The organism is Candidatus Thiodiazotropha sp. AKAK2 (genome assembly GCF_058244685.1).
On sequence record NZ_JBSYOP010000016.1, the window covers coordinates 72677 to 92507 of the forward strand.

Genomic DNA, 19831 nt, shown 5'->3' on the forward strand with positions numbered 1-19831 from the left:
CAGACCTGAATGAGCCCCCAGCGGGAAAAAGGGGATCAATCAACTTGCCTCATAATTGAGGCTCGTCATTCGGAGATATCGAACATACAGCTCCGCCCTGCAAGAGAGCACGAAGTACCTCAGGATAAGGATCCGGCGGTATCCGCAGCAGGCAGTTCAAAGACTGGATTGAGACGTTCTGCAGCCCGTTCAATGGTCGATGTCTCCAGAACTCCCCCGTTGCGTTTTAAAAGTATCATGGCATCGAGCAGGGACATCTCCTCAACTTCATATAACGGCAATCCGTTTGCTGGTAATATTTCTTTATTATTCATAATGATATATACCTTTATTAATCCTGTTGGTTAACTTATATGTTAGCCCGTTAAAAAAATAATGCAAATCCGCTATGATGCGGGGTCCATATAGATCACCCCGAAGCAAGCCGAGCATGTCAGATAACAGCAAAGAGATCGTTTTAGTTGGTATTGGTGAAATTGGCGGTGTACTCGCCAAGGGCTTCCTGCGCCTGGGATACACCATCCACCCGGTCACACGGGGGATGCGGATAGAAGAGAAAGCTGCACAAATCCCCGATCCTGCCCTGGTGATCGTGGCCGTTGGCGAAGCCGATCTGCCCACTGTCCTGGCCAACCTACCGGACACCTGGCGATCCCGTATCGGCCTGCTGCAAAACGAACTGCTGCCTGAAGACTGGCGTGAAACGGACAATCCCACAGTGATCTCCATCTGGTTTGAAAAGAAACCCGGCATGGACCCAAAAGTGATCATCCCATCCCCCGTATTCGGACCACAGTCGGCATTGATTGGGGAGGCTCTGCAGCAGGTCAACATTCCGACTAAAGTGTTGGCCGATGAAGCGCAACTGCTGTTTGAATTGGTAACCAAAAACCTCTATATCCTGACAACCAACCTTGCCGGACTGAAAACCGGCGGCAATGTCGCTGAGCTGTGGAAAAACCACCAATCTTTTGCCGAGTCAGTAGCCCGGGAAGTCATTCAGCTGCAGCAGGCGCTCACTGGACAACCCTTGGACGCGAAAGCTCTTATCGATGCCATGCTGGAGGCTTTCGATGGCGATCCTCAACACAAATGCATGGGCCGAAGTGCACCGGCCCGACTCGAGCGTGCCCTGGCGCATGCCCGGCAGCATGGATTGACTCTGCCGCAACTACTCAATCTACAGACCCTGGCAACCGCTTAACCAGATGAATCAAGCACCCCTTAGAATCGATCCGGGCTATCGTGTGACCATGCACTTCTCCCTGACCCTGAGTGACGGCACCGAAGTACTCTCCACCTACCAGGAATCTCCCCTGGAATTCACCCTTGGAGACGGCACCATGGAGCCGCTGCTTGAGTATGCCGTGCTTGGCCTACAGGCGGGTGATGAGCAGAATCTGGAGGTCTCCGGCGACGAGGTCTACGGGCCACGGGATGAAGCCAAACAGCATTGGCTCAACCGCACTGACTTTCCACAGGATATGCCACTGGAGGAGTCCCAAGTCGTAGCCTTCTCCACGGCCCAGGGTGAGGAGCTTGCAGGTACGATAGTAGAGCTTAAAGATGATCAATTACTGGTGGATTTCAACCACCCCCTGAGCGGCAGAACCTTTCACTACCGGGTATCCATCATCAGCGTCGAAATGGCGGAATAACACCATGCAACAGATTTTACTCGCCAACCCACGAGGATTCTGCGCCGGTGTAGACCGGGCGATCGAAATTGTCGAACGGGCCCTGGACCAGTTGGGTGCCCCGATCTATGTCCGACATGAAGTGGTGCACAACCGATTCGTGGTGGAGAGTCTGCGGGAGCGGGGAGCCATCTTCGTCGACGAGCTTGAACACGTACCGGATGGACATACAGTTATTTTCAGCGCCCATGGCGTCTCACAAGCCGTGCGTGAAGAGGCCAAATTACGCCAACTCAGAATCTTTGATGCAACCTGCCCCCTGGTAACCAAAGTACACCTGGAAGTTGCCCGTCGCTGCCGGGATGGTTACGAGGTGATCCTGATTGGCCACAGAGGACACCCTGAAGTCGAAGGCACTATGGGGCAATGCACCCAGGGCGAGGCTCAATCCCATATTCACCTGGTCGTCACCACCCAGGATGTGGAACAGCTACAGATCGACAGGACCGAGAAAATCGCCTTTGTCACCCAAACCACCCTCTCGATGGATGACACTCAACAGATCATCGAGGCACTGCAGCAACGCTTTCCCAATATCACCGGGCCGAAAAAGAACGATATCTGCTATGCGACGCAGAATCGCCAGGATGCGGTCAAAGCACTGGCAAAAAGCTGTGACCTGGTACTGGTTGTGGGTTCACCCAACAGCTCCAACTCAAACCGGCTCAGGGAGATTGCCGAAAAACATGGCCTACCCGCCTACCTCATCGATGGCGCCGAGGATATCGATCGAGCCTGGCTGACAGGCAAGCAGACCATCGGTGTTACCGCTGGCGCTTCAGCTCCTGAGGTTTTGGTCGAAAGTGTAATAGAGCAATTGAAGGGCTGGGGCGCTCGAGTGGTTGTCGAGGCCCAGGGGAAGAGTGAAGAGGTGGTGTTTGCCCTGCCTAAATCACTTGCTGGCCAGTAACAAAACCGATATGGAATTCTTTCGGCAGAAGACTGATTTCAGTTCACCGGCAACGTCTCAAGCGAGACTCTGAAAACGCACCCAAACACCGCATTATAACTTTCATTCCTACTGATCAGCGTCTTATTGTGCTGACTCTGGGAAATTTTGGATGTGTGGGGCCACTACACCGATAAACGGTATGACACGACCAAATCGCATAATCTAAGCTATTGGTCAGAATAGGTGAGGTTTAAATATGAAAGGGACAAAGGGTTTTACATTAATCGAACTGATCATGACCGTTGTCGTGGCCTCAATCATGCTGGCCATTGGTATACCCGCATTCTTAAATCTATCAGAACGGACTTCAGTTGCCACCACAAGCAATGAGCTTCTGGCCGGGGTTCTGTTGGCCAGAAGCGAGGCAGTTCGCCAGGAAGTGAATGTAACTTTCACCCCGCAAGCTGATGGCTGGCAGGTCGATGCCGGCGTTGTAAACCTGCTTACCCACACTGTTGATAGCGAATCCATTACAGTCGGCGGGAATGCTGTCACCTACAACGCACGAGGCAGGGCTGCCTTGGCCGATACAGACTCAATATCAATCAGTTTCGACGGCGAAGTGAAGTCCAGGGTCTGTCTCAGTCTCACCGGTCGACCCTTCATCAGATTGGCAGAGGACGGAGTATGCCCATGATTACCAGATGTACCCCGATACATAAATCAAAGTGTCGAGGCATGACATTGATTGAAGTGCTTGTAGCCGCCGTGATCATCGGCGTTGGCCTGCTCGGCGTGGCATCGCTTCAAATCACGGCACTGCAGGGAGCCAGTAATGCGGATTACAGATCCAGGGCTACGGATCTGACTGCTGCTTTAGCCGACCGAATGAGGGCCAATCTGTTCGGCGTGGATGCTAATGATTATATTACGGATGTCGCTGCTGATTGTACTACACCACCGGATGAGATCTGCGCCATGACCCCTGACGATACCAGCACCACCGGTATTGCAGATTGCTCACCTGCTGAAATGGCAACATTCGATCTGTGGGAAGTCAGTTGTAGAAATGGTGTTCAAACCTCACTGCCCGGTGGCGAGATGGCTGTCACCTGCATTGACAACGATGCTACAGACGCAGATCCCTGCTCCCCTGTTTCAACCATGGTGGTCACCATCACCTGGCAGGTACAAAGTGATACAGCTGCCCCGCAAACAGAAACTGTTGTGACCAGCATAGTACCTGGTGCACCCAGAGAGGAATAAGATGAAGAGCTTATCTAATATTCGCCGGCAATCAGGTATCTCCCTTATCTCCCTGATGATCGCAAGTGCAATCGGTTTCTTCATTATTGGTGGAGCCGGTAAAGTCTACGTTGACAGCAAGAACACCTTCAATGCCAGATCCGCAATCGCTGCTGCTACTGAAAACTACCGCTTTGCATTTCAGGATATGCGCCGGGTACTGGTGATGGCTGGTCGGGGCATCCTTCCAGAAAACGACAATGATACAACCTACGGTACCACCGACAACGGATTACGCACCTTTCCGGAGATCGGCACTGATGGAATCCAGGATATCGATGCCAATGGATCCAGCGTGGTTGCCGTTCGCTATGCCTCAGGACCGGCACCCTGTGGTCTGGCCGGCACCCTGGGCGGAGATGTTACAGATACTATCACCGTTCGGTTTTTTCTCGATACAGACGGTGATCTGATCTGTGAGGTACCAGAGCAGAACTATGCTCAAGCCCTGGTTTCCGGCATAGCCCGTATGCGGGCATTGTACGGTATAGATACCGATGGTGACGGCCTGGCCAATCAATATTTTACGGCAACCGCTGTTGATGACGACGCACGATGGGTCAATGTGGTTGCAATTCGTATTGGCCTGGTCGCTGGCTCAGGAGAGGGTCAGGAGCTACCTGAGATCTTCAGACCCGCTACAGCGGAAGAGATGGACGTGATGGGCGCCCCTTTCACCCCGACAGAAACCAGCAGGGCCTACAAATCATCGAGCACCACCATCACCTTGAGAAATCTGCGAAATGGCATCAACAGACAGGCCTCTTCATAGGGTTTGGAAACGTAAAATGAGACAGTACAGACACATGACTACATTTACGAACCGTCCGACCAGGCAGAGTGGTTTCGCTCTTGTCATCAGCATGATCCTGCTTGCGATCATTACACTTCTCAGTGTCAGTTCGATGCGCAATACAAACATCGAGACAAAGATAGCGGTCAACCACCAACTCAAAGAGCTGAGTTTTCAAGCTGCAGAGAATGCCCTCTCGATCATCACCGGCACATCAACCAGTGAGCTGGTGACTGATTACAATCTTGATGTACCAAGCGTCATCGATCAAACCCGTACGTCTGGCAACTTTTACCAATCAAACAGCGTAACTGACCAAGCAGACATCCGCGCCGATATCGACATGACCTATGAAGCGTTCATCGATCCAAAGCAGGGAATGGGCAACAGGCTCTTCTCCGGCTATCAATTTGATGTTTCAACCCATCTATTCCAGGTAGATGCCTTTGGCCATGTAGGCAGCAGCGGGTCTCAAACCCACAACAGGATGCAGGTTGCACTGATCAGGCAGTAAGGAGCACAGTATGTTACTCACGAAACAGATACCACAAATCAAACACCAACTGCCTTCATTTTGCAGTGCGCTGATCCTCAGCCTCTCTGCACAGATGTCTGTGGCAGACGATATCGAGATCTACCTGCAAGAGCCACCAGATCCCGTACCGCCGAATGTACTGTTCGTACTTGACGAATCCGGCAGTATGAGCTCCGGCTCACCCTCCCGGAGAAACCAGCTGGTCGACGCGATGACAGGCGTGGTCAACAACCCAGATCTTGCCAACACCAACGCGGCGCTGCTCGGTTATACAACCCGCTGGGGTAACAACGGCACCCTCTACATGCGCGCTCATTCCGGTGAGTTCAAGCTATTCGATGGGAATGAATCCAGCTTCACCTCTCAGGTCTCCAGCTTGCAAACCATCAGCTATACACCGACGGTTAAGGCAATGGAAGCTGCGGTAGACTGGTTCCGCCGCGATCGTACCTTTACCGACTATTTCGGTAACAGCATGACATCACCCATCGACGGTGATCCGGAAGACAACTGGTGCCGACCCAATCATATCGTATTACTCTCTGATGGTTCGCCAAACTCCAATTCACCAACCGATGGTCAAGCCTACGGACTTACCTCCTACGAAGGAACCAATTGCGTCAGAAACTCCACCTCAAGATGGCAAAATGGACGATGCGCAAAAGAGATTGCCCGTTGGGCTTATACAACTGATCTCGAAGAAGGGACCGGCTGGCATGAGACCCAGAACATAACCACCCATACCATCGGATTCGACACTTCGACCGGCAGTACCACGGAAATTTTTCTGCAGAGCATGGTGGGCGCTGATGCCGGTGGCGGTAACTACTATCAGGTGGACAGTAGCGCACCAGCCGACAGCGTCACCGGCCTGTCAAACGTTCTGACCTCGATCATTGTCGATGCACAGGAATCCATCCCCTATGCCTATACGGCTCCAGTAATTCCTTTCAATCCTGACAATGCCGCTATCAGTGGCGATCGTATCTACATACCACTGTTCGTACCGTCAACAACCACCTTCTGGAAAGGCAACCTGAAGAGCTACAGCTTTGCTGTAAGTGATGGCAACATTGTCATACTTGACGAATTAGGCTCTTCAGTGGTTAACGAAGCCTATGAGTTCACCGGTTCTCAAGACTATTGGAACGACTCATCCGACGGCGGGGAAACCCTTGAGGGTGGCGCCGCCTCACATATGGGTGGGCAAGGGGTCCGTAATCTCTACACCAATCTGAATGGCAGCGCTCCACTGTCCGACTCAACCAATCTGGTCAGCTTCAGTAACACCGCAATCACCAACGCCTTGATGGGCGTTGCAACAGACGAAGAGCGTGTTGATTTGCTGAACTGGATCACCTGGGATCCGACCTGGACCATAAACAATCCGGATGAAGAGTCACATCTCGGGGTAATGGGTGCTCCCATCCATACCCAACCGGCTGTTGTTAATTACGCAGGAGGCGATGTTGTCCTGTTACCCACCAGTGAAGGCGTCCTGACAGCGATCGATGCTGATACTGGTGCCGAACTCTGGGCCTTTATGCCGGTAGAGTTTTTGAGTGAAATCAACACAATCAAAACAAACAACCCATCAACCATCCCATTTTATGGTCTGGATGGTCCACTTACCGTTTATGAGGTAGGTAGCAGCAAGATGGCCATCGTCGGCATGCGTCGCGGTGGTAAAAAGTACTTCCTGCTCGACGTTACGGATAGGGATGCACCAGTCTTCGTGAGAGAGATATCGGCAGCAAGCGATGTCAATTTCACAGGCCTTGCGCAAACCTGGTCGAAACCTCTGTTTGTTAATATAAACATTGGTGGCACTGCAACTCCGGTGCTGATTTTTGGTGGGGGCTATGATAGCGACCAGGATACAGCCACATCACGCTCTGCTGACGACGAAGGTAACTATATCTTCATCGTGAACGCAGCGGATGGCAATCTGATAAGAACCGTTTCAAATACCGGAGCGGATGTCACTGTCAGCAACATGACCAACAGCATCGCAAGCGATGTTATGACCATCGACATCGACGGTGATGCGATGGTTGATCGTATCTACGCGGCCGATGTCGGGGGCAGAATCATTCGCGTGGATGTCGATGCCATGACAGGGGCCGTGATAGCCGACGTGAATTCCAGCGGCGGTTTCAGGCGCTTCTTCAACACACCGCAGGCCGGTTACTACTCCAAGGGTGGTGTACAGTTCGTATCGATCTTAATCGGCTCTGGTAATCGAACTGATCCACTGGATGGAAGCACGATTGACCGGTTCTACATGATCAAAGACCGCGCGGTCTGGAATGCGCCTACCAGCTACACGACCGTGACACAATCCATGCTTATCAACACGACAAGCACAGCGGCAACCCGCTCCGACATTCTCAATCCAGCGAATGGTGGTTGGTACTTCGATCTTTCGAACACGGAAAAATCCTACTCGAAAGCGATCCTGTACAACTATGCCGTTATTTTCACCACATTCAGTGCAACCCGTGCTGATGATCTGGGAGATTGTGAAGCACGTGGTTCAGCCGGTACAGCCAGGGTCTATGCCGTTGACATGATTGACGCCAATGCAAAATTCAACTGGAATGGCGGCAGCGAAGACAGCCTGACTGTGAATGATCGCTCTGACACCTTGAACATGCTTGGTATCCCACCATCACCCATGTTGGTGTTCCCGGGTGACCTGGATGACCAAGGCGGTCAAATCCTTGGTAACAAAGTCCACTTACTGGTTGGTATTGAGAAAAAACGTGATTGGGATGATTATTTCTTGCCCACCTACTGGGAAGAGGTTATTGATGATTAAGTCTAGAAACAAGATGCGCGGCTTCACGTTAGTTGAAGTATTAATTGCCATAGCGATAGTCGGCATCCTTGCCGCCATCGCCTACCCTCAATATGCGGATTCAGTTCGCAAAGGGCGGCGAAATGACGGCATGTCGGCCCTTTTGGATGCAGCACAAAAACTGGATGTCTACCGGGCACGTACAGCCAGTTATACTGAAATTCCGGCTGAAGCCAATATCGGCACCACCAGCCCGAATGGCTATTACGATGGACTTGCCATAACTCCGGGTGCTTGCGGGGATATCGCCAACTGCTATTCAATCGAGATTGACGTTACCACCAAGGATGGACAGAACGAAGATGATGTGATTGCCTACCGACTCAACTCGGCTGGTGTTAAAGAAAGAAATGAAGGCGGTTGGACAGAGGGTTGGAAATAGGCCAACTAACCAACTGATCAATTGATCAGACCTAACCTCAAAGGATCCACATTGTTCGATGTGGATCCTTTGTTTTTTCAGTATGGCCGCTATTTAATAAACACCTCAAATAAGCTGAAAATCAAATAACCGGGTATGTTATTCTTAAGATTGTTGGCAGATAGCATTACAGACATCAAAAAGAGCTTTTCAGCCCCTGAATCAAAAGGCAATTAAGGTAATATGACTGACTGTCTCATCGTTGGTGGCGGGATCATCGGCATGCTCACAGCACAGGAACTCTCTTCTGCAGGCATGAATGTCACCTTACTCGAACAAAGCCTCATTGGCCGGGAATCCTCCTGGGCCGGAGGGGGTATCATCTCTCCACTCTACCCATGGCGATACACCAATTCTGTCAACGACCTTGCTGAGTGGAGTCAGCAATCCTACCCAATACTCTCTGAGGAACTGAAGCAAGCCTCAGGCATCGATCCAGAGTATACAACCAGCGGTCTGTTGATTGTTGAGCCTGAAGATAGCGACAAGGCCGTGGATTGGTCATTCAACCGCAAACAAAATCTCAAACTCATTGATGGTAGCGATCTTGCCAATTATGAGCAGACACTGGAGATTGACGCACAACAAGCTGCTTGGATGCCCGATGTTGCCCAAGTACGCAATCCAAGACTGACCCAATCCCTCTACCAGGCTATCAAAGACCAAGTACAAATCCACGAGCATTGCAAAGTGGATGAGCTGATCATAGAGAACAAACAGGTCAAAGGCGTTATAACCGACAAACAGCGATTCGAAGCTGACCGGGTGGTGATCTGCGCCGGAGCCTGGAGCCGAACACTACTGCAATCACTTGCCACGCCGCCCACGATCGAACCGGTACTTGGGCAGATGATTATTTTCAAACATCAGCCGGAAAGGATTAACCGGATTACTCTCCACCAGGACCGCTATGTGATTCCCCGGCGTGATGGCCGGGTTTTGGTTGGCAGCACACTGGAACACAGAGGGTTTGAAAAAACCACAACAGAAGAGGCAAAGCAGGAGCTCAAAGCCTACGCACTGAACCACTTTCCGGAATTGGCGCAAGCTGAAATTGAGCACCATTGGGCAGGGCTCCGACCAGGCTCACCCAAAGGTATCCCATACATTGGCGAGCTGCCCGAAGTATCAGGTCTCTATGTCAATGCTGGACATTTCCGTAACGGAGTTGTACTTGGCCCGGCCTCATGCCGCCTTCTCGCTGACATCGTCCTCGAACGGCCACCAATACTTCCAAGCCAACCTTACAGCCTTGACGCGAAGAGATTTTAGTAATAAATTTCAGATAGTTAAGCTCGGATCACATCAATACGTCCAGATAATACAGGCTAGACCACGAGATCAAGATAGGTCTATAATTGCCCGCCTTCAGCCGGTGTAGCTCAGTCGGTAGAGCAACTGATTCGTAATCAGTAGGTCGGCGGTTCAATTCCGCCCATCGGCTCCATCAATTATCCCCCTGCCCGCCACGCATAAGTGGAAATTTTCTGACGATGAATTAAGCTATCCTCAGGCCAGAACATCAGCTATTATCTGCTGCCATTTTTCTCTTAGGAGCCGATCTACTCCCCATGCGCCTTTTTAAAATCGTCTTCTTAAATCAGGGGAAAGTCTACGAAATCTTCGCCCGCACCGTTCGCCAGGGTGAGCTCTATGGCTTCGTGGAGGTGGAGGATCTGATCTTCCAGGAAACCAGCAGTCTGGTAGTGGATCCGTCGGCTGAGAAATTGAAAGAGGAGTTCTCCGGCGTGCAACGCACCCGTATACCCATCCACTCCGTGATCCGTATCGATGAAGTGGAAAAACAGGAGCATGGACCGGGTAAGATCATAGAGATTGATGCGGATTCCAACATCACGCCATTTCCCAACCATTTTATCAATCCCAAAAACAATCCAGAGAAGTAACTCACCGATTGCGTTTACGCATTGATACATTGAGTGGAATATTGAGAATAACTGTGTGCTGCACAACTTCCTCTCAATATGAAACGGCTTACCTTACTACTCACAATTCTCCTGTTTGTCAGCGGCTGTTCTGATCAAAAATCTGATACTTCAGACTTTGAACTTTCAGAAAATCCGCCGTTGATTGTTGCCGCTGAAGCCGGCGACCTACCAACCATACGCAAATTGATCGAGGGTCAGAGCCACGTGGATGTACAGGATGCCTGTATGTGGACACCACTTATGAAAGCCTCGCTGAACGGGCACCTGGAAGCGACTCAACGTCTGCTTGATGCGGGAGCCAATGTTAATCAGGTTGATAAGGGTGGCTATTCAGCCATGATGCTGGCTGTCTCCAATAATCACCACCGGATAGCTGAGCTTTTGTTAAGCCATGGTGCGGATGTCAACCAAATTGAAAAAACGGGCGGTTGGAGCGCGCTGATCTGGGCGTCCAAACTGGGGCACACAGATTCGGTAGCAGTCCTGCTTGACCACAACGCCAACACCGAACTCAAAGACTTCGATCAGATGAGCGCCCTGGATTGGGCAAAAAAAAATCAACACAACGAAACCCTGGCATTACTCGATAGCCGAGAGCCGTAATAAGTTCCATTTATGATCCTCCCCAGTTGATCCGGTTGCTGATCAATTTGTTGAATACCTCAACCCAATGACCTGACAGGCTCTCGCCATACACACTTAACATAATTCTGTGTAAATAACGGATTCACTGATCTGGGTCATCAGTTGATGCCGGATGAAATTCTAAGATGTAGGGATGAGATGGAACTCTCCCCTAATTATCTAGGCTTTTGCTCTCTGGAGGTGTATCCCATGCCAACCCGTATTACCAATGATCAAAGTCTTCGCGATGCCATAGGCCAGCTCTCAGCAGCACAACAACGCGCCCTGGCGGGTAAGTTTGTTGCCAGTGTCGAGCATTTGAGTGCCGACCCGAGGATTTCCAGAGCCGTGCAAGCCGCTTCCAATCCGGAGCTGCATCCCCAAGAGATTGAAGCTGCCTACAAAGAAGTCAAAAGCTTTGCCACCCAAACCTATACGGCATGCGGCCGTGATGCTGACTGGGCGGCTCAAGCTGAACACTTTGTCGCTGCCGCTGCGGCAGCTTCGCTTGCGCCTGATGAACCAGATGAGAGTAAAGGTGCATGGCGCGCCGCCATGCAGGCACGGATGGCAAAGAACTGCGAAATGATTCTGAACAATGAAGGGGGATTGGCCAACGAATCTGAAAAGCAGTATGAGTTAGCTGAGGCATTCATACCTTAGCTATTTATGCAGGCTCTTATTATATTGGTCCGCAAATTAACGCCATCGCTTGATGACTGTTACTGGCGTTCATTTGCGGACTGAAATGCTTAAGCCTTTCCATCCATCAAGGTGATACCGTCCAGCCCGTCAACCAGCGAGTCACTGGTCTGGCTGGCACCGAGTTTTATCATCAGGCGTACATCATTGGCCGAATCGGCATGAGCCAGTGCGTTTTCGTAACTGATTACACCCTCTTCATAAAGCCGGTAGAGGTGCTGATCAAACGTGATCATGCCGTGTTCATTGGATCGCTTCATCAGCTCTTTTAGCTTGTGAATCTCACCTTTACGGATCAACTCAGCTGCCAGGGGGGTATTCAGCAATACCTCAATCGCTGCACGTCGTCCGCTGCTGTCGGCTTTCGGTATCAGCTGTTGGGCGACAATCGCCTTCAGGTTCAGCGATAAATCCATAAAGATCTGATCCCGATGGTCCTCAGGAAAGAAATGGATTACCCGGTCCAGCGCCTGATTGGCATTGTTCGCATGCAGGGTTGAGAGGCAGAGATGACCAGTCTCAGCAAATGCAATTGCATGCTCCATGGTCTCCCGGGTTCGAATCTCACCAATCAGTATGACATCAGGAGCCTGACGCAGGGTATTCTTCAGTGCCACCTGATAGGACTCGGTATCGATACCGACCTCCCGCTGGGTGATAATGCACTGATTATGGTCATGCATGAACTCGATGGGGTCTTCGATGCTGATGATATGGCCGTCCCCACGCATGTTTCGGTAGCCGATCATGGCGGCCAGAGAGGTCGACTTACCGGTACCCGTCGCCCCGACGAAGATCACCAGGCCACGCTTGGCCATCGAGAGATCCTGAAGTATTGAAGGAAGATAGAGGGATTCAAGGCTCGGGATGTTGGTCTCAATACGACGCAATACCATACCCACCGCATCCCGCTGGACAAATGCGCTGACACGAAACCGGCCTATCTTTTTTGCACTGATGGCAAAATTGCATTCATGGGTTTCATCGAACTCTTTCTGCTGGGCATCGGTCATGATGCTGTAGGTCAGGGCCTTGGTCTGTTGGGCTGTCAGGGCCGTCTTATTGACTGGATGAATCTTGCCATCGACCTTGATTGAAGGCTCCCGTCCAGCGGTAATGAAGAGATCCGAGGCCTTGTTCTTGACCATCATGGCTAGGAGTGTGTTCAGTTCCATAGTCTTGTCCTCTATACACTCGTATTCATAGGCTGATTCCACAGCGGCAGCTGTTGAGCCGGAAACCTGGGGGCTATTGAGACGATTTCAATCAACCCTGGATTTCTACCTGTTAAGAGTGGTTGTTAATCCTGGTTGTATTAATGATACAACATCAGACTAAAACTGATCCTTGTTCTGCGCTTTGGCTTTGGCATCCAATCGGCTGACCACACCCTTCTGCACCAGCTCTTTCAGTGCCTGGTCCATGGTCTGCATGCCTGCCGCCTGACCGGTCTGAATCGCTGAATACATCTGCGCCACCTTGTCCTCACGGATCAGATTTCGGATCGCCGGTGTACCCACCATGATCTCCCATGCGGCGATTCGGCCTCCACCGATCTTTTTCAGCAGGGTCTGGGCGACCACCGAGCGCAACGACTCGGAAAGCATCGAGCGAACCATCGACTTTTCACCCGCGGGAAACACGTCAATGATACGGTCGATGGTCTTCGCCGCCGAACTGGTGTGCAGGGTACCGAATACCAGATGGCCGGTCTCGGCCGCTGTCAGTGCCAAACGGATGGTTTCAAGGTCACGCAACTCACCCACCAGGATAATGTCCGGATCCTCACGCAGCGCAGAACGCAGAGCTTCGGCGAAACCCAGGGTATCCCTGTGGACCTCACGCTGATTGATCAGACACTTTTTACTGCTGTGGACGAATTCGATCGGATCCTCGATGGTAAGAATGTGGGAGTAATCGTTGTCGTTTTTGTAGTCCATCATGGCGGCAAGGGTCGTCGACTTACCGGAACCTGTCGGGCCGGTAACCAACACCAGCCCACGGGGCACATCGACAATGTCCCTGAAGATCTGAGGGCAGCCCAGATCATCCAGGGTCAAAACCTTGGAGGGGATGGTACGAAATACCGCGGATGCGCCACGAGCCTGATTGAAGGCATTGACACGAAAACGGGCAAGGCCGGGAATCTCAAAGGAGAAGTCGTTTTCCAGAAACTCTTCAAAATCCTTTCGCTGCTTGTCGTTCATGATGTCATACACAAGGGCATGCACCACCTTATGCTCAAGCGCCGGAACGTTGATGCGGCGAATGTCTCCGTCGACACGGATCATTGGCGGCAAACCAGCGGAAAGGTGTAAATCTGATGCGTTGTGTTTGACACTGAAGGCCAATAGTTCAGCGATATCCATTCATTCCCCCGTTGTAATCAGGCTTGTGAAGCCTACCATTGTTGATCGCAAATCGTGGTACTCTATTTCCAGCCGGACGGCCATTATCCCCTTATCGACATCCAGACAGATATATTTAACCGGCGCCTGGACTTGAAATGGCATCAGCCTGACCGCACTTTGCAATGTAGAACGTGCTACAGGATTAATGATATACCAAACCGCCTGACAATTAACTTATAGCCCCGCAAATACGGCATAGGCCCGAAGACGAACGTGACAGACAACACCGTATCAAATCCCGATCAGCTGCAACAACGCTTCGAGGCTGTAGCGCAGCGCATCGAACAGGCAACCGCTGCCTGCCAGCGGGAAACCGACTCAGTGGAGCTGCTGGCCGTCAGTAAGACCCGCAGCAGCGAGGAGATTCGCGCACTGGCCGCCCTGGGACAGAGCATGTTCGGTGAGAACTATCTGCAGGAGGCGATCAGCAAAATCGAACAATTGGCCGATCTCAGCCTCTGCTGGCATTTTATCGGCCATATCCAGAGCAACAAAACCAGGCCGATCGCCGAGCATTTCGACTGGGTACACAGTGTCGCCAGCCTGAAACACGCCACCCGCCTCAGCCAGCAGCGCCCGGAAGGGATGTCGCCCCTGAACATCTGCCTGCAGGTGAATACCAGTGGCGAGGCGAGCAAGGACGGGCACACACTGGAAGAGCTGGCACAATTGCTACCCGCCTACCAACAGCTGGACAGGATCAGTGTCAGGGGATTGATGACCATACCGGCACCGATTGCAGAGACTGAGAACCCCAAACAGTCACTGAAACTGTTACACACATTGCGTGACCAGCTGAAGACAGCGGATAATCCCCTGAACACCCTATCCATGGGAATGTCTGACGACCTGGAGGATGCAATCTGCGAAGGATCGACCATCGTCAGAATCGGCACCGCGATTTTTGGCCCACGAAACTATAACTAGTGTGGCGCCCCATGTTAATTGACAATAGTAGATGCCTCACTTGGCACCTGTACAAAATCCAGACGGACAGAAGCGCAGTATGAAAAGCGATAAAATTACATTCATCGGTGGCGGCAACATGGCAACCAGCCTGATCGGCGGCCTGATCGCCGACGAATATGAGAACCAGGCGATCACTGTCTCTGATCCTGACCTGGAAAAGTTGAGCCAGTTGGCCGCCCGCTATGGCATCACTACGGAACCGGACAACAACCTGGCCGTGGTTCAGGCTGACATCGTAGTGCTGGCCGTCAAACCCCAGATCATGGAGCCTGTGGCCCGGGCATTGGCCCCGGCGCTGCAGCAAAACAAACCCTTGGTCATTTCGATTGCGGCGGGTATTACGGCTGGCGCATTGGCCGACTGGCTCGGCTCAGAGCTGCCGCTGGTACGCAGCATGCCCAACACACCGGCGATGATTCAATCCGGTGCCACCGGTCTCTATGCGGGGGCGTCGGTAAACGAGCATCAGCGTAGTCAGGCTGAGAGTATTCTGCGCGCCGTCGGAATGACCCGCTGGGTGGAAGATGAATCCCTGATTGATGCCATAACGGCGGTCTCCGGTAGTGGCCCCGCCTATTTCTTCCTGGTCATGGAGGCCATGGAGGAGTCGGCCAGAGCCCTGGGGCTGGATGATGAGAGCGCCCGTCTGATGACCCTGCAAACCGCCTTGGGAGCGGCCCGAATGGCGATCGAAAGCAGCGACTCCCCGGCCCTGTTGAGGCAGAAGGTAACCTCTCCCGGAGGCACCACGGAGCGGGCATTGGGCATACTCGAAGCGGGTGGTTTGCGCTCTCTGTTCAATGACGCTCTGCAGGGTGCGGCAGAACGCTCCCGGGAACTCTCCGATCTACTAGGACATAAAGAAAATGGGTAGCAGCTATCTCACCAACCCACTGATATTTCTGGTTCAAACCCTGTTCGGTCTGTACATTCTTGCCATTCTGCTGCGATTTCTGCTGCAGATCGTGAGAGCGGATTTCTATAATCCGATCTCTCAGTTTCTGGTCAAAGTGACCAATCCACTGCTGAAACCGCTGCGCCGTATGATTCCCGGGTTTGGCGGTATCGATATCTCATCCCTGATCCTCGCCTGGGTGTTGAAGGCCGTGGAACTGTTTATTGTGATCATGATTGCAGGACAAAGCGCGAGCCTGTTAGCCCCTTTGTTGCTGGCAATCCCTGAGTTGGTCGAACTCACCATCAATATCTTTCTGTTTGCCGTACTGATCCAGGTGATTCTCAGCTGGTTTAGTCCCGGTAACTATAATCCGGCGGTGAGCCTGCTCTACAGTCTTACAGGACCGGTTATGCGGCCTGCGCAAAAGCTGCTGCCACCGGTCGGTGGGCTCGACCTCTCGCCGATGCTGGTGATGATCGGCCTGGTACTGCTCAAAATGCTTCTCATTCCGCCCCTGCAGCAACTCACCAACAGCCTCATTCAATGAGCTGGTACCAATGGCAGCAGGATGATCTGATTCTGCGCCTGCGGATACAGCCTAAGGCCTCCAGGGACCGGTTTATAGGCCCCTACGGCGATAATCAGTACAAAGTGTCGATCACCGCGCCACCGGTGGATGGACAGGCGAACGACCGACTGCTGAAGTTCATCGCCAAGGCGTTCAACCTGCCACGCAACAGAATCGAACTGCTCTCCGGGGAGAGCTCCCGCAGTAAGCGCCTGAAACTAAAGTCCCCAGGGCGTCTGCCGATAGAAATTGAGAAGTGAGACTGGGGCTATGGCACCAAGCTTGTTCCTCTAGTATTATTATTCCTAACAGCTGAACCGGGTGGTGAACCGCCCCTTACGGCTAACGTGAGACTGGGGCTAGTGCATGGAAAAAGTAAGATTTCAAGAACAGTTACAAGCTTACGAGCAGTGGAAAAAGGATATCATCAACACCATTGAAGAGTATGGTCCCTGGCTGGAAGAGAACGGCATGTCCACCGAGGATATCCAGCATCGCATCAACCATACTCTCGGTACGCTGAAAGGCGACAAGCTGACCATTGCCTTCGTTGCAGAGTTCTCCCGCGGCAAGACTGAGCTGATCAACGCCATATTCTTTGCCGATTACGGGCGCCGGCTGCTGCCTTCAGATGCCGGCCGCACCACCATGTGCCCGACCGAAATCTTTTACGATGACCAGCGGAATGAGGCCTATGTTCGCCTGCTGCCCATCGAAACCCGTCTGCAGGACAATACCCTGTCCCAACTCAGACACGATACCAAACAGTGGGTCCATTATCCGCTGGAGACCGACTCCGTGGAGCAGATGCAGGCGGCTCTGAGCGAAGTGGTACAGACCAAAGAGGTCTCCCTGGAGGAGGCCAAGCATCTCGGTCTCTACAGTCCGGACCTGCATCCGCATCAGAATCAGCCACCGGAAACCGTCGAGATCCCGAAATGGCGTCATGCACAGATCAGTTTCCCCAACCCGATGCTGAAAAAAGGCCTGACCATTCTCGACACCCCCGGACTGAACGCCTTGGGCACAGAACCTGAGCTGACCCTGAACATGTTACCGGCTGCTCAGGCCGTGCTGTTTGTGCTTGGCGCCGATACCGGCGTCACCCGCAGCGACATGGAGATCTGGCAACACCATATCAAGGGTTTCCAGAGCGGCCGGCAACGGGGTCTGATGGTGGTGCTGAACAAGATAGACACCATGTGGGACGATCTCAGAGAGCATGAGGATATTCATGAGGCGATCCGCAACCAACAGACCAATACAGCTGAATTATTAGGTGTTGAACCGAATGTGGTCTTCCCGGTCTCTGCGCAAAAGGGGCTGCTTGCTAAAGTCAAAGGCGAGAAACAGCTGCTTGAGAAAAGTGCCTTGCTCGACCTGGAGAACTATCTCGGCCAGGACGTTCTGAATATCAAACAGCAGATCATTCTCGATACCGTCAGTGCCGATGTGGGGCAGATGCTGGACAACAGCCGCAGCATGCTCTCCGGCAAACTGAATGACACCAAATACCAGCTCGAGGAGCTTGAAGAGCTCAGCGATAAAAGTGATGACGTGATCACCAATCTGATGGAAAAAACCCGCAGCGAGCAGGCGCAATACCTACGCGACGTGGACACCTTCCAGCAGAGCAGGAAACAGCTGAAACAGCAGGCCAATCTGCTTGCTGAGATTCTCAGTCTCGAAGCATTAGAGGGCACCATCGAACAATCCCGCAAGGATATGTCCAACAGCTGGACCACCAGCGGCATGAAGAGTTCGATGAAAAAGCTCTTCGACGAGACCCGCCGCACCATGCTCAAAGTGGTCAATCAGAGTGAACAGACCCGCAAGCTGATTCGCGCCATCTACCGCAAGTTTCAGAATGAGCACGGCTTTGCCGTGGTGCAGCCGAAGATGTTCTCTATCGTGAAGTATCGTGTTGAACTGGAACTGCTGCATCAGGAAGCGGAGATCTTCAGAAACAGCCCGGTAACGGCCATGATGGAACAGAACTTTGTGGTAAAAAGGTTCTTCTCAGCACTGGTCAAACGGGCTCATGACATCTTCAAACGGGCCGATGAAGAGGTCAATCAATGGCTCGGTTCCACGCTGGAACCGCTGGTTATCCAGATCAAGGATCATAAGGAGATGATGGAGAAACGCCTGACCAATCTGCAGAAGATCGGCCAGTCCCGCAATACGCTGCAATATCGAATCCTGGAGTTACAGGAGCAGTATACCGAGCTCGCCAGGCAGCTGACCGCACTGCGTAATATGTCGAACCGACTGAGCAACAGCCGGCCTCTACACCATGCGCAGCGACAGAAACCCACCCTGGTCAAGCAGAACGTCGGCTAAGCCCAACAGAACCGGCAGAACGGTTACATAACAACCATCAATAAGCGCCCCCTCTCTGAGGTGGGCGCTTGTTGGTTATGGATGATCATCTCAACCAGCAGACTCAATATCCGCACTCATCTCCAACGGGCAGACTTTGTTCCACTTCACCCTCCGGTCCTGATCGTCTAAACTGTTTTTCATGCCCTGTTCCTTGTGGAGGATGAATCTGCTCGAAAGCAGATCGCGTATCCACTTTATATCGGCAGAAAAGAATCAACCTAGCTTAATAAGGGCTATCACAACCTAGACCGGCCAATCAGGCCGGCACAGATGGAGGAGTTTATATGTCCGTATTCAACCTTTTAGCCAGAGTACTGCTTTTATCACTGTTCGCTTTCCCTGTTCTGGCTGAAAACAGTACAGCCATTCCAGGATTCACCATTCACCACAATGCCATACCCAGTGCCTCGTTGGAGCCAGGCGTTGCCCGTCAATACGGTATTCAACGCAGTAAATACAGAGGCATGCTGAATGTCAGTATCATCAAGTCAGTTGAAGGAACCACCGGCACCGCTTCAGAAGCTGTTGTCATGGCCAAAGCAAACAATATTCGCGGTCAGCTGATCAGCATCCCGATGCGCAAGGTCACTGAGGGCGATGCGGTCTACTACATTGGTGAATTTCGTATCGCAGACCAAGAGACACTGAATTTCGAGATTAAAGTACAGCCCAGAGGTGAGAGACGCTTTTACACCGCCAAACTGAGTCAGGATTTTTATATCGACTAAAGAATAGATAGAACAACTGATCGACTCGGCTGATCAGACTGCTTTCAGGACTGAACAAACAGTCCTGAAAGCTATTCAACAAGCGCCAATCCCT

Annotated in this window: 22 protein-coding genes and 1 tRNA gene; 20 read left to right on the plus strand and 3 right to left on the minus strand. The window is 52.0% G+C overall.

The annotated features are described in order from the left end of the window. Positions 1–119 precede the first annotated feature (119 nt). A complete protein-coding gene (locus tag AC4IE8_RS05665) occupies positions 120–314 on the minus strand; it encodes a hypothetical protein (RefSeq protein ID WP_068990109.1) in 195 nt (64 codons plus the stop codon). A 116-nt stretch (positions 315–430) separates the two neighbouring features. Here AC4IE8_RS05665 and AC4IE8_RS05670 point away from each other — a divergent pair, with 116 nt between their 5' ends. The 14 genes from AC4IE8_RS05670 to AC4IE8_RS05735 all read left to right on the plus strand — a co-directional run bounded on the left by AC4IE8_RS05670 (position 431) and on the right by AC4IE8_RS05735 (position 11739). Continuing rightward, complete coding sequence (locus AC4IE8_RS05670) at positions 431–1204, plus strand: hypothetical protein (RefSeq protein WP_490790523.1); 774 nt, start codon at positions 431–433, stop codon at positions 1202–1204. 4 nt (positions 1205–1208) lie between these two features. Then, positions 1209–1658: an FKBP-type peptidyl-prolyl cis-trans isomerase gene (locus AC4IE8_RS05675; RefSeq protein WP_068990102.1), complete on the plus strand. Its 450-nt coding sequence runs from the start codon at positions 1209–1211 to the stop codon at positions 1656–1658. 4 nt (positions 1659–1662) lie between these two features. Beyond that, positions 1663–2607, plus strand: coding sequence for a 4-hydroxy-3-methylbut-2-enyl diphosphate reductase (gene ispH / locus AC4IE8_RS05680; RefSeq protein ID WP_068990099.1), 945 nt, complete (start codon positions 1663–1665; stop codon positions 2605–2607). 238 nt (positions 2608–2845) lie between these two features. Further along, a complete protein-coding gene (locus AC4IE8_RS05685) occupies positions 2846–3286 on the plus strand; it encodes a GspH/FimT family pseudopilin (RefSeq protein ID WP_068990097.1) in 441 nt (146 codons plus the stop codon). Then, a complete protein-coding gene (pilV, locus tag AC4IE8_RS05690) occupies positions 3283–3855 on the plus strand; it encodes a type IV pilus modification protein PilV (RefSeq protein WP_490790524.1) in 573 nt (190 codons plus the stop codon). Before AC4IE8_RS05685 ends, pilV begins: the two co-directional genes overlap by 4 nt. Position 3856: 1 nt before the next feature. Beyond that, entirely contained in the window at positions 3857–4666 is an 810-nt protein-coding gene (locus tag AC4IE8_RS05695) for a PilW family protein (protein ID WP_068990091.1), read from the plus strand. A 34-nt stretch (positions 4667–4700) separates the two neighbouring features. Next, positions 4701–5201: a PilX N-terminal domain-containing pilus assembly protein gene (locus AC4IE8_RS05700; protein ID WP_068990088.1), complete on the plus strand. Its 501-nt coding sequence runs from the start codon at positions 4701–4703 to the stop codon at positions 5199–5201. Between the two features lie 10 nt (positions 5202–5211). After that, on the plus strand, positions 5212–8043 hold the full coding sequence (locus AC4IE8_RS05705) for a pilus assembly protein (protein WP_490790525.1): 2832 nt from the start codon (positions 5212–5214) through the stop codon (positions 8041–8043). After that, a complete protein-coding gene (locus AC4IE8_RS05710; RefSeq protein WP_490790526.1) occupies positions 8036–8464 on the plus strand; it encodes a type IV pilin protein in 429 nt (142 codons plus the stop codon). The genes AC4IE8_RS05705 and AC4IE8_RS05710 overlap by 8 nt, the downstream gene beginning before the upstream one ends. A 222-nt stretch (positions 8465–8686) precedes the next feature. Next, a complete protein-coding gene (gene thiO / locus AC4IE8_RS05715) occupies positions 8687–9775 on the plus strand; it encodes a glycine oxidase ThiO (RefSeq protein WP_490790527.1) in 1089 nt (362 codons plus the stop codon). 99 nt (positions 9776–9874) lie between these two features. Continuing rightward, positions 9875–9950, plus strand: a tRNA-Thr gene (locus tag AC4IE8_RS05720). A 124-nt stretch (positions 9951–10074) separates the two neighbouring features. Then, positions 10075–10410: a DUF1820 family protein gene (locus tag AC4IE8_RS05725; protein WP_068990075.1), complete on the plus strand. Its 336-nt coding sequence runs from the start codon at positions 10075–10077 to the stop codon at positions 10408–10410. A 78-nt stretch (positions 10411–10488) separates the two neighbouring features. Beyond that, positions 10489–11055: an ankyrin repeat domain-containing protein gene (locus AC4IE8_RS05730; protein ID WP_490790528.1), complete on the plus strand. Its 567-nt coding sequence runs from the start codon at positions 10489–10491 to the stop codon at positions 11053–11055. Positions 11056–11286: 231 nt separating this feature from the next. Further along, positions 11287–11739, plus strand: coding sequence for a hypothetical protein (locus tag AC4IE8_RS05735; protein ID WP_490790529.1), 453 nt, complete (start codon positions 11287–11289; stop codon positions 11737–11739). A gap of 89 nt (positions 11740–11828) precedes the next feature. Here the strand turns inward: AC4IE8_RS05735 and AC4IE8_RS05740 are convergent, their stop codons facing one another. Then, positions 11829–12953 (minus strand): PilT/PilU family type 4a pilus ATPase, encoded by a 1125-nt coding sequence (locus tag AC4IE8_RS05740; RefSeq protein WP_490790530.1) that lies wholly within the window; start codon positions 12951–12953, stop codon positions 11829–11831. Between the two features lie 159 nt (positions 12954–13112). Beyond that, a complete protein-coding gene (locus AC4IE8_RS05745; RefSeq protein WP_068990062.1) occupies positions 13113–14147 on the minus strand; it encodes a type IV pilus twitching motility protein PilT in 1035 nt (344 codons plus the stop codon). A 255-nt stretch (positions 14148–14402) separates the two neighbouring features. Between AC4IE8_RS05745 and AC4IE8_RS05750 the strand changes: the two genes are divergently transcribed. From AC4IE8_RS05750 to AC4IE8_RS05775, 6 genes are all read left to right on the plus strand, one after another. Beyond that, positions 14403–15116 (plus strand): YggS family pyridoxal phosphate-dependent enzyme, encoded by a 714-nt coding sequence (locus AC4IE8_RS05750; RefSeq protein WP_490790531.1) that lies wholly within the window; start codon positions 14403–14405, stop codon positions 15114–15116. A 79-nt stretch (positions 15117–15195) separates the two neighbouring features. Beyond that, positions 15196–16032, plus strand: coding sequence for a pyrroline-5-carboxylate reductase (gene proC, locus AC4IE8_RS05755; RefSeq protein WP_068990059.1), 837 nt, complete (start codon positions 15196–15198; stop codon positions 16030–16032). Further along, positions 16025–16603 carry a YggT family protein gene (locus AC4IE8_RS05760; protein ID WP_068990057.1) on the plus strand — a complete coding sequence of 193 codons (579 nt, stop codon included), beginning with the start codon at positions 16025–16027 and terminating at the stop codon, positions 16601–16603. The genes proC and AC4IE8_RS05760 overlap by 8 nt, the downstream gene beginning before the upstream one ends. Then, a complete protein-coding gene (locus AC4IE8_RS05765) occupies positions 16600–16884 on the plus strand; it encodes a DUF167 family protein (RefSeq protein ID WP_068990054.1) in 285 nt (94 codons plus the stop codon). The genes AC4IE8_RS05760 and AC4IE8_RS05765 overlap by 4 nt, the downstream gene beginning before the upstream one ends. Before the next feature lie 106 nt (positions 16885–16990). Beyond that, positions 16991–18967, plus strand: a complete 1977-nt coding sequence (locus tag AC4IE8_RS05770; protein WP_490790532.1) for a dynamin family protein — start codon at positions 16991–16993, stop codon at positions 18965–18967. Positions 18968–19293: 326 nt separating this feature from the next. Continuing rightward, positions 19294–19737 (plus strand): DUF4426 domain-containing protein, encoded by a 444-nt coding sequence (locus tag AC4IE8_RS05775; protein ID WP_068990049.1) that lies wholly within the window; start codon positions 19294–19296, stop codon positions 19735–19737. Positions 19738–19831: the final 94 nt, after the last annotated feature.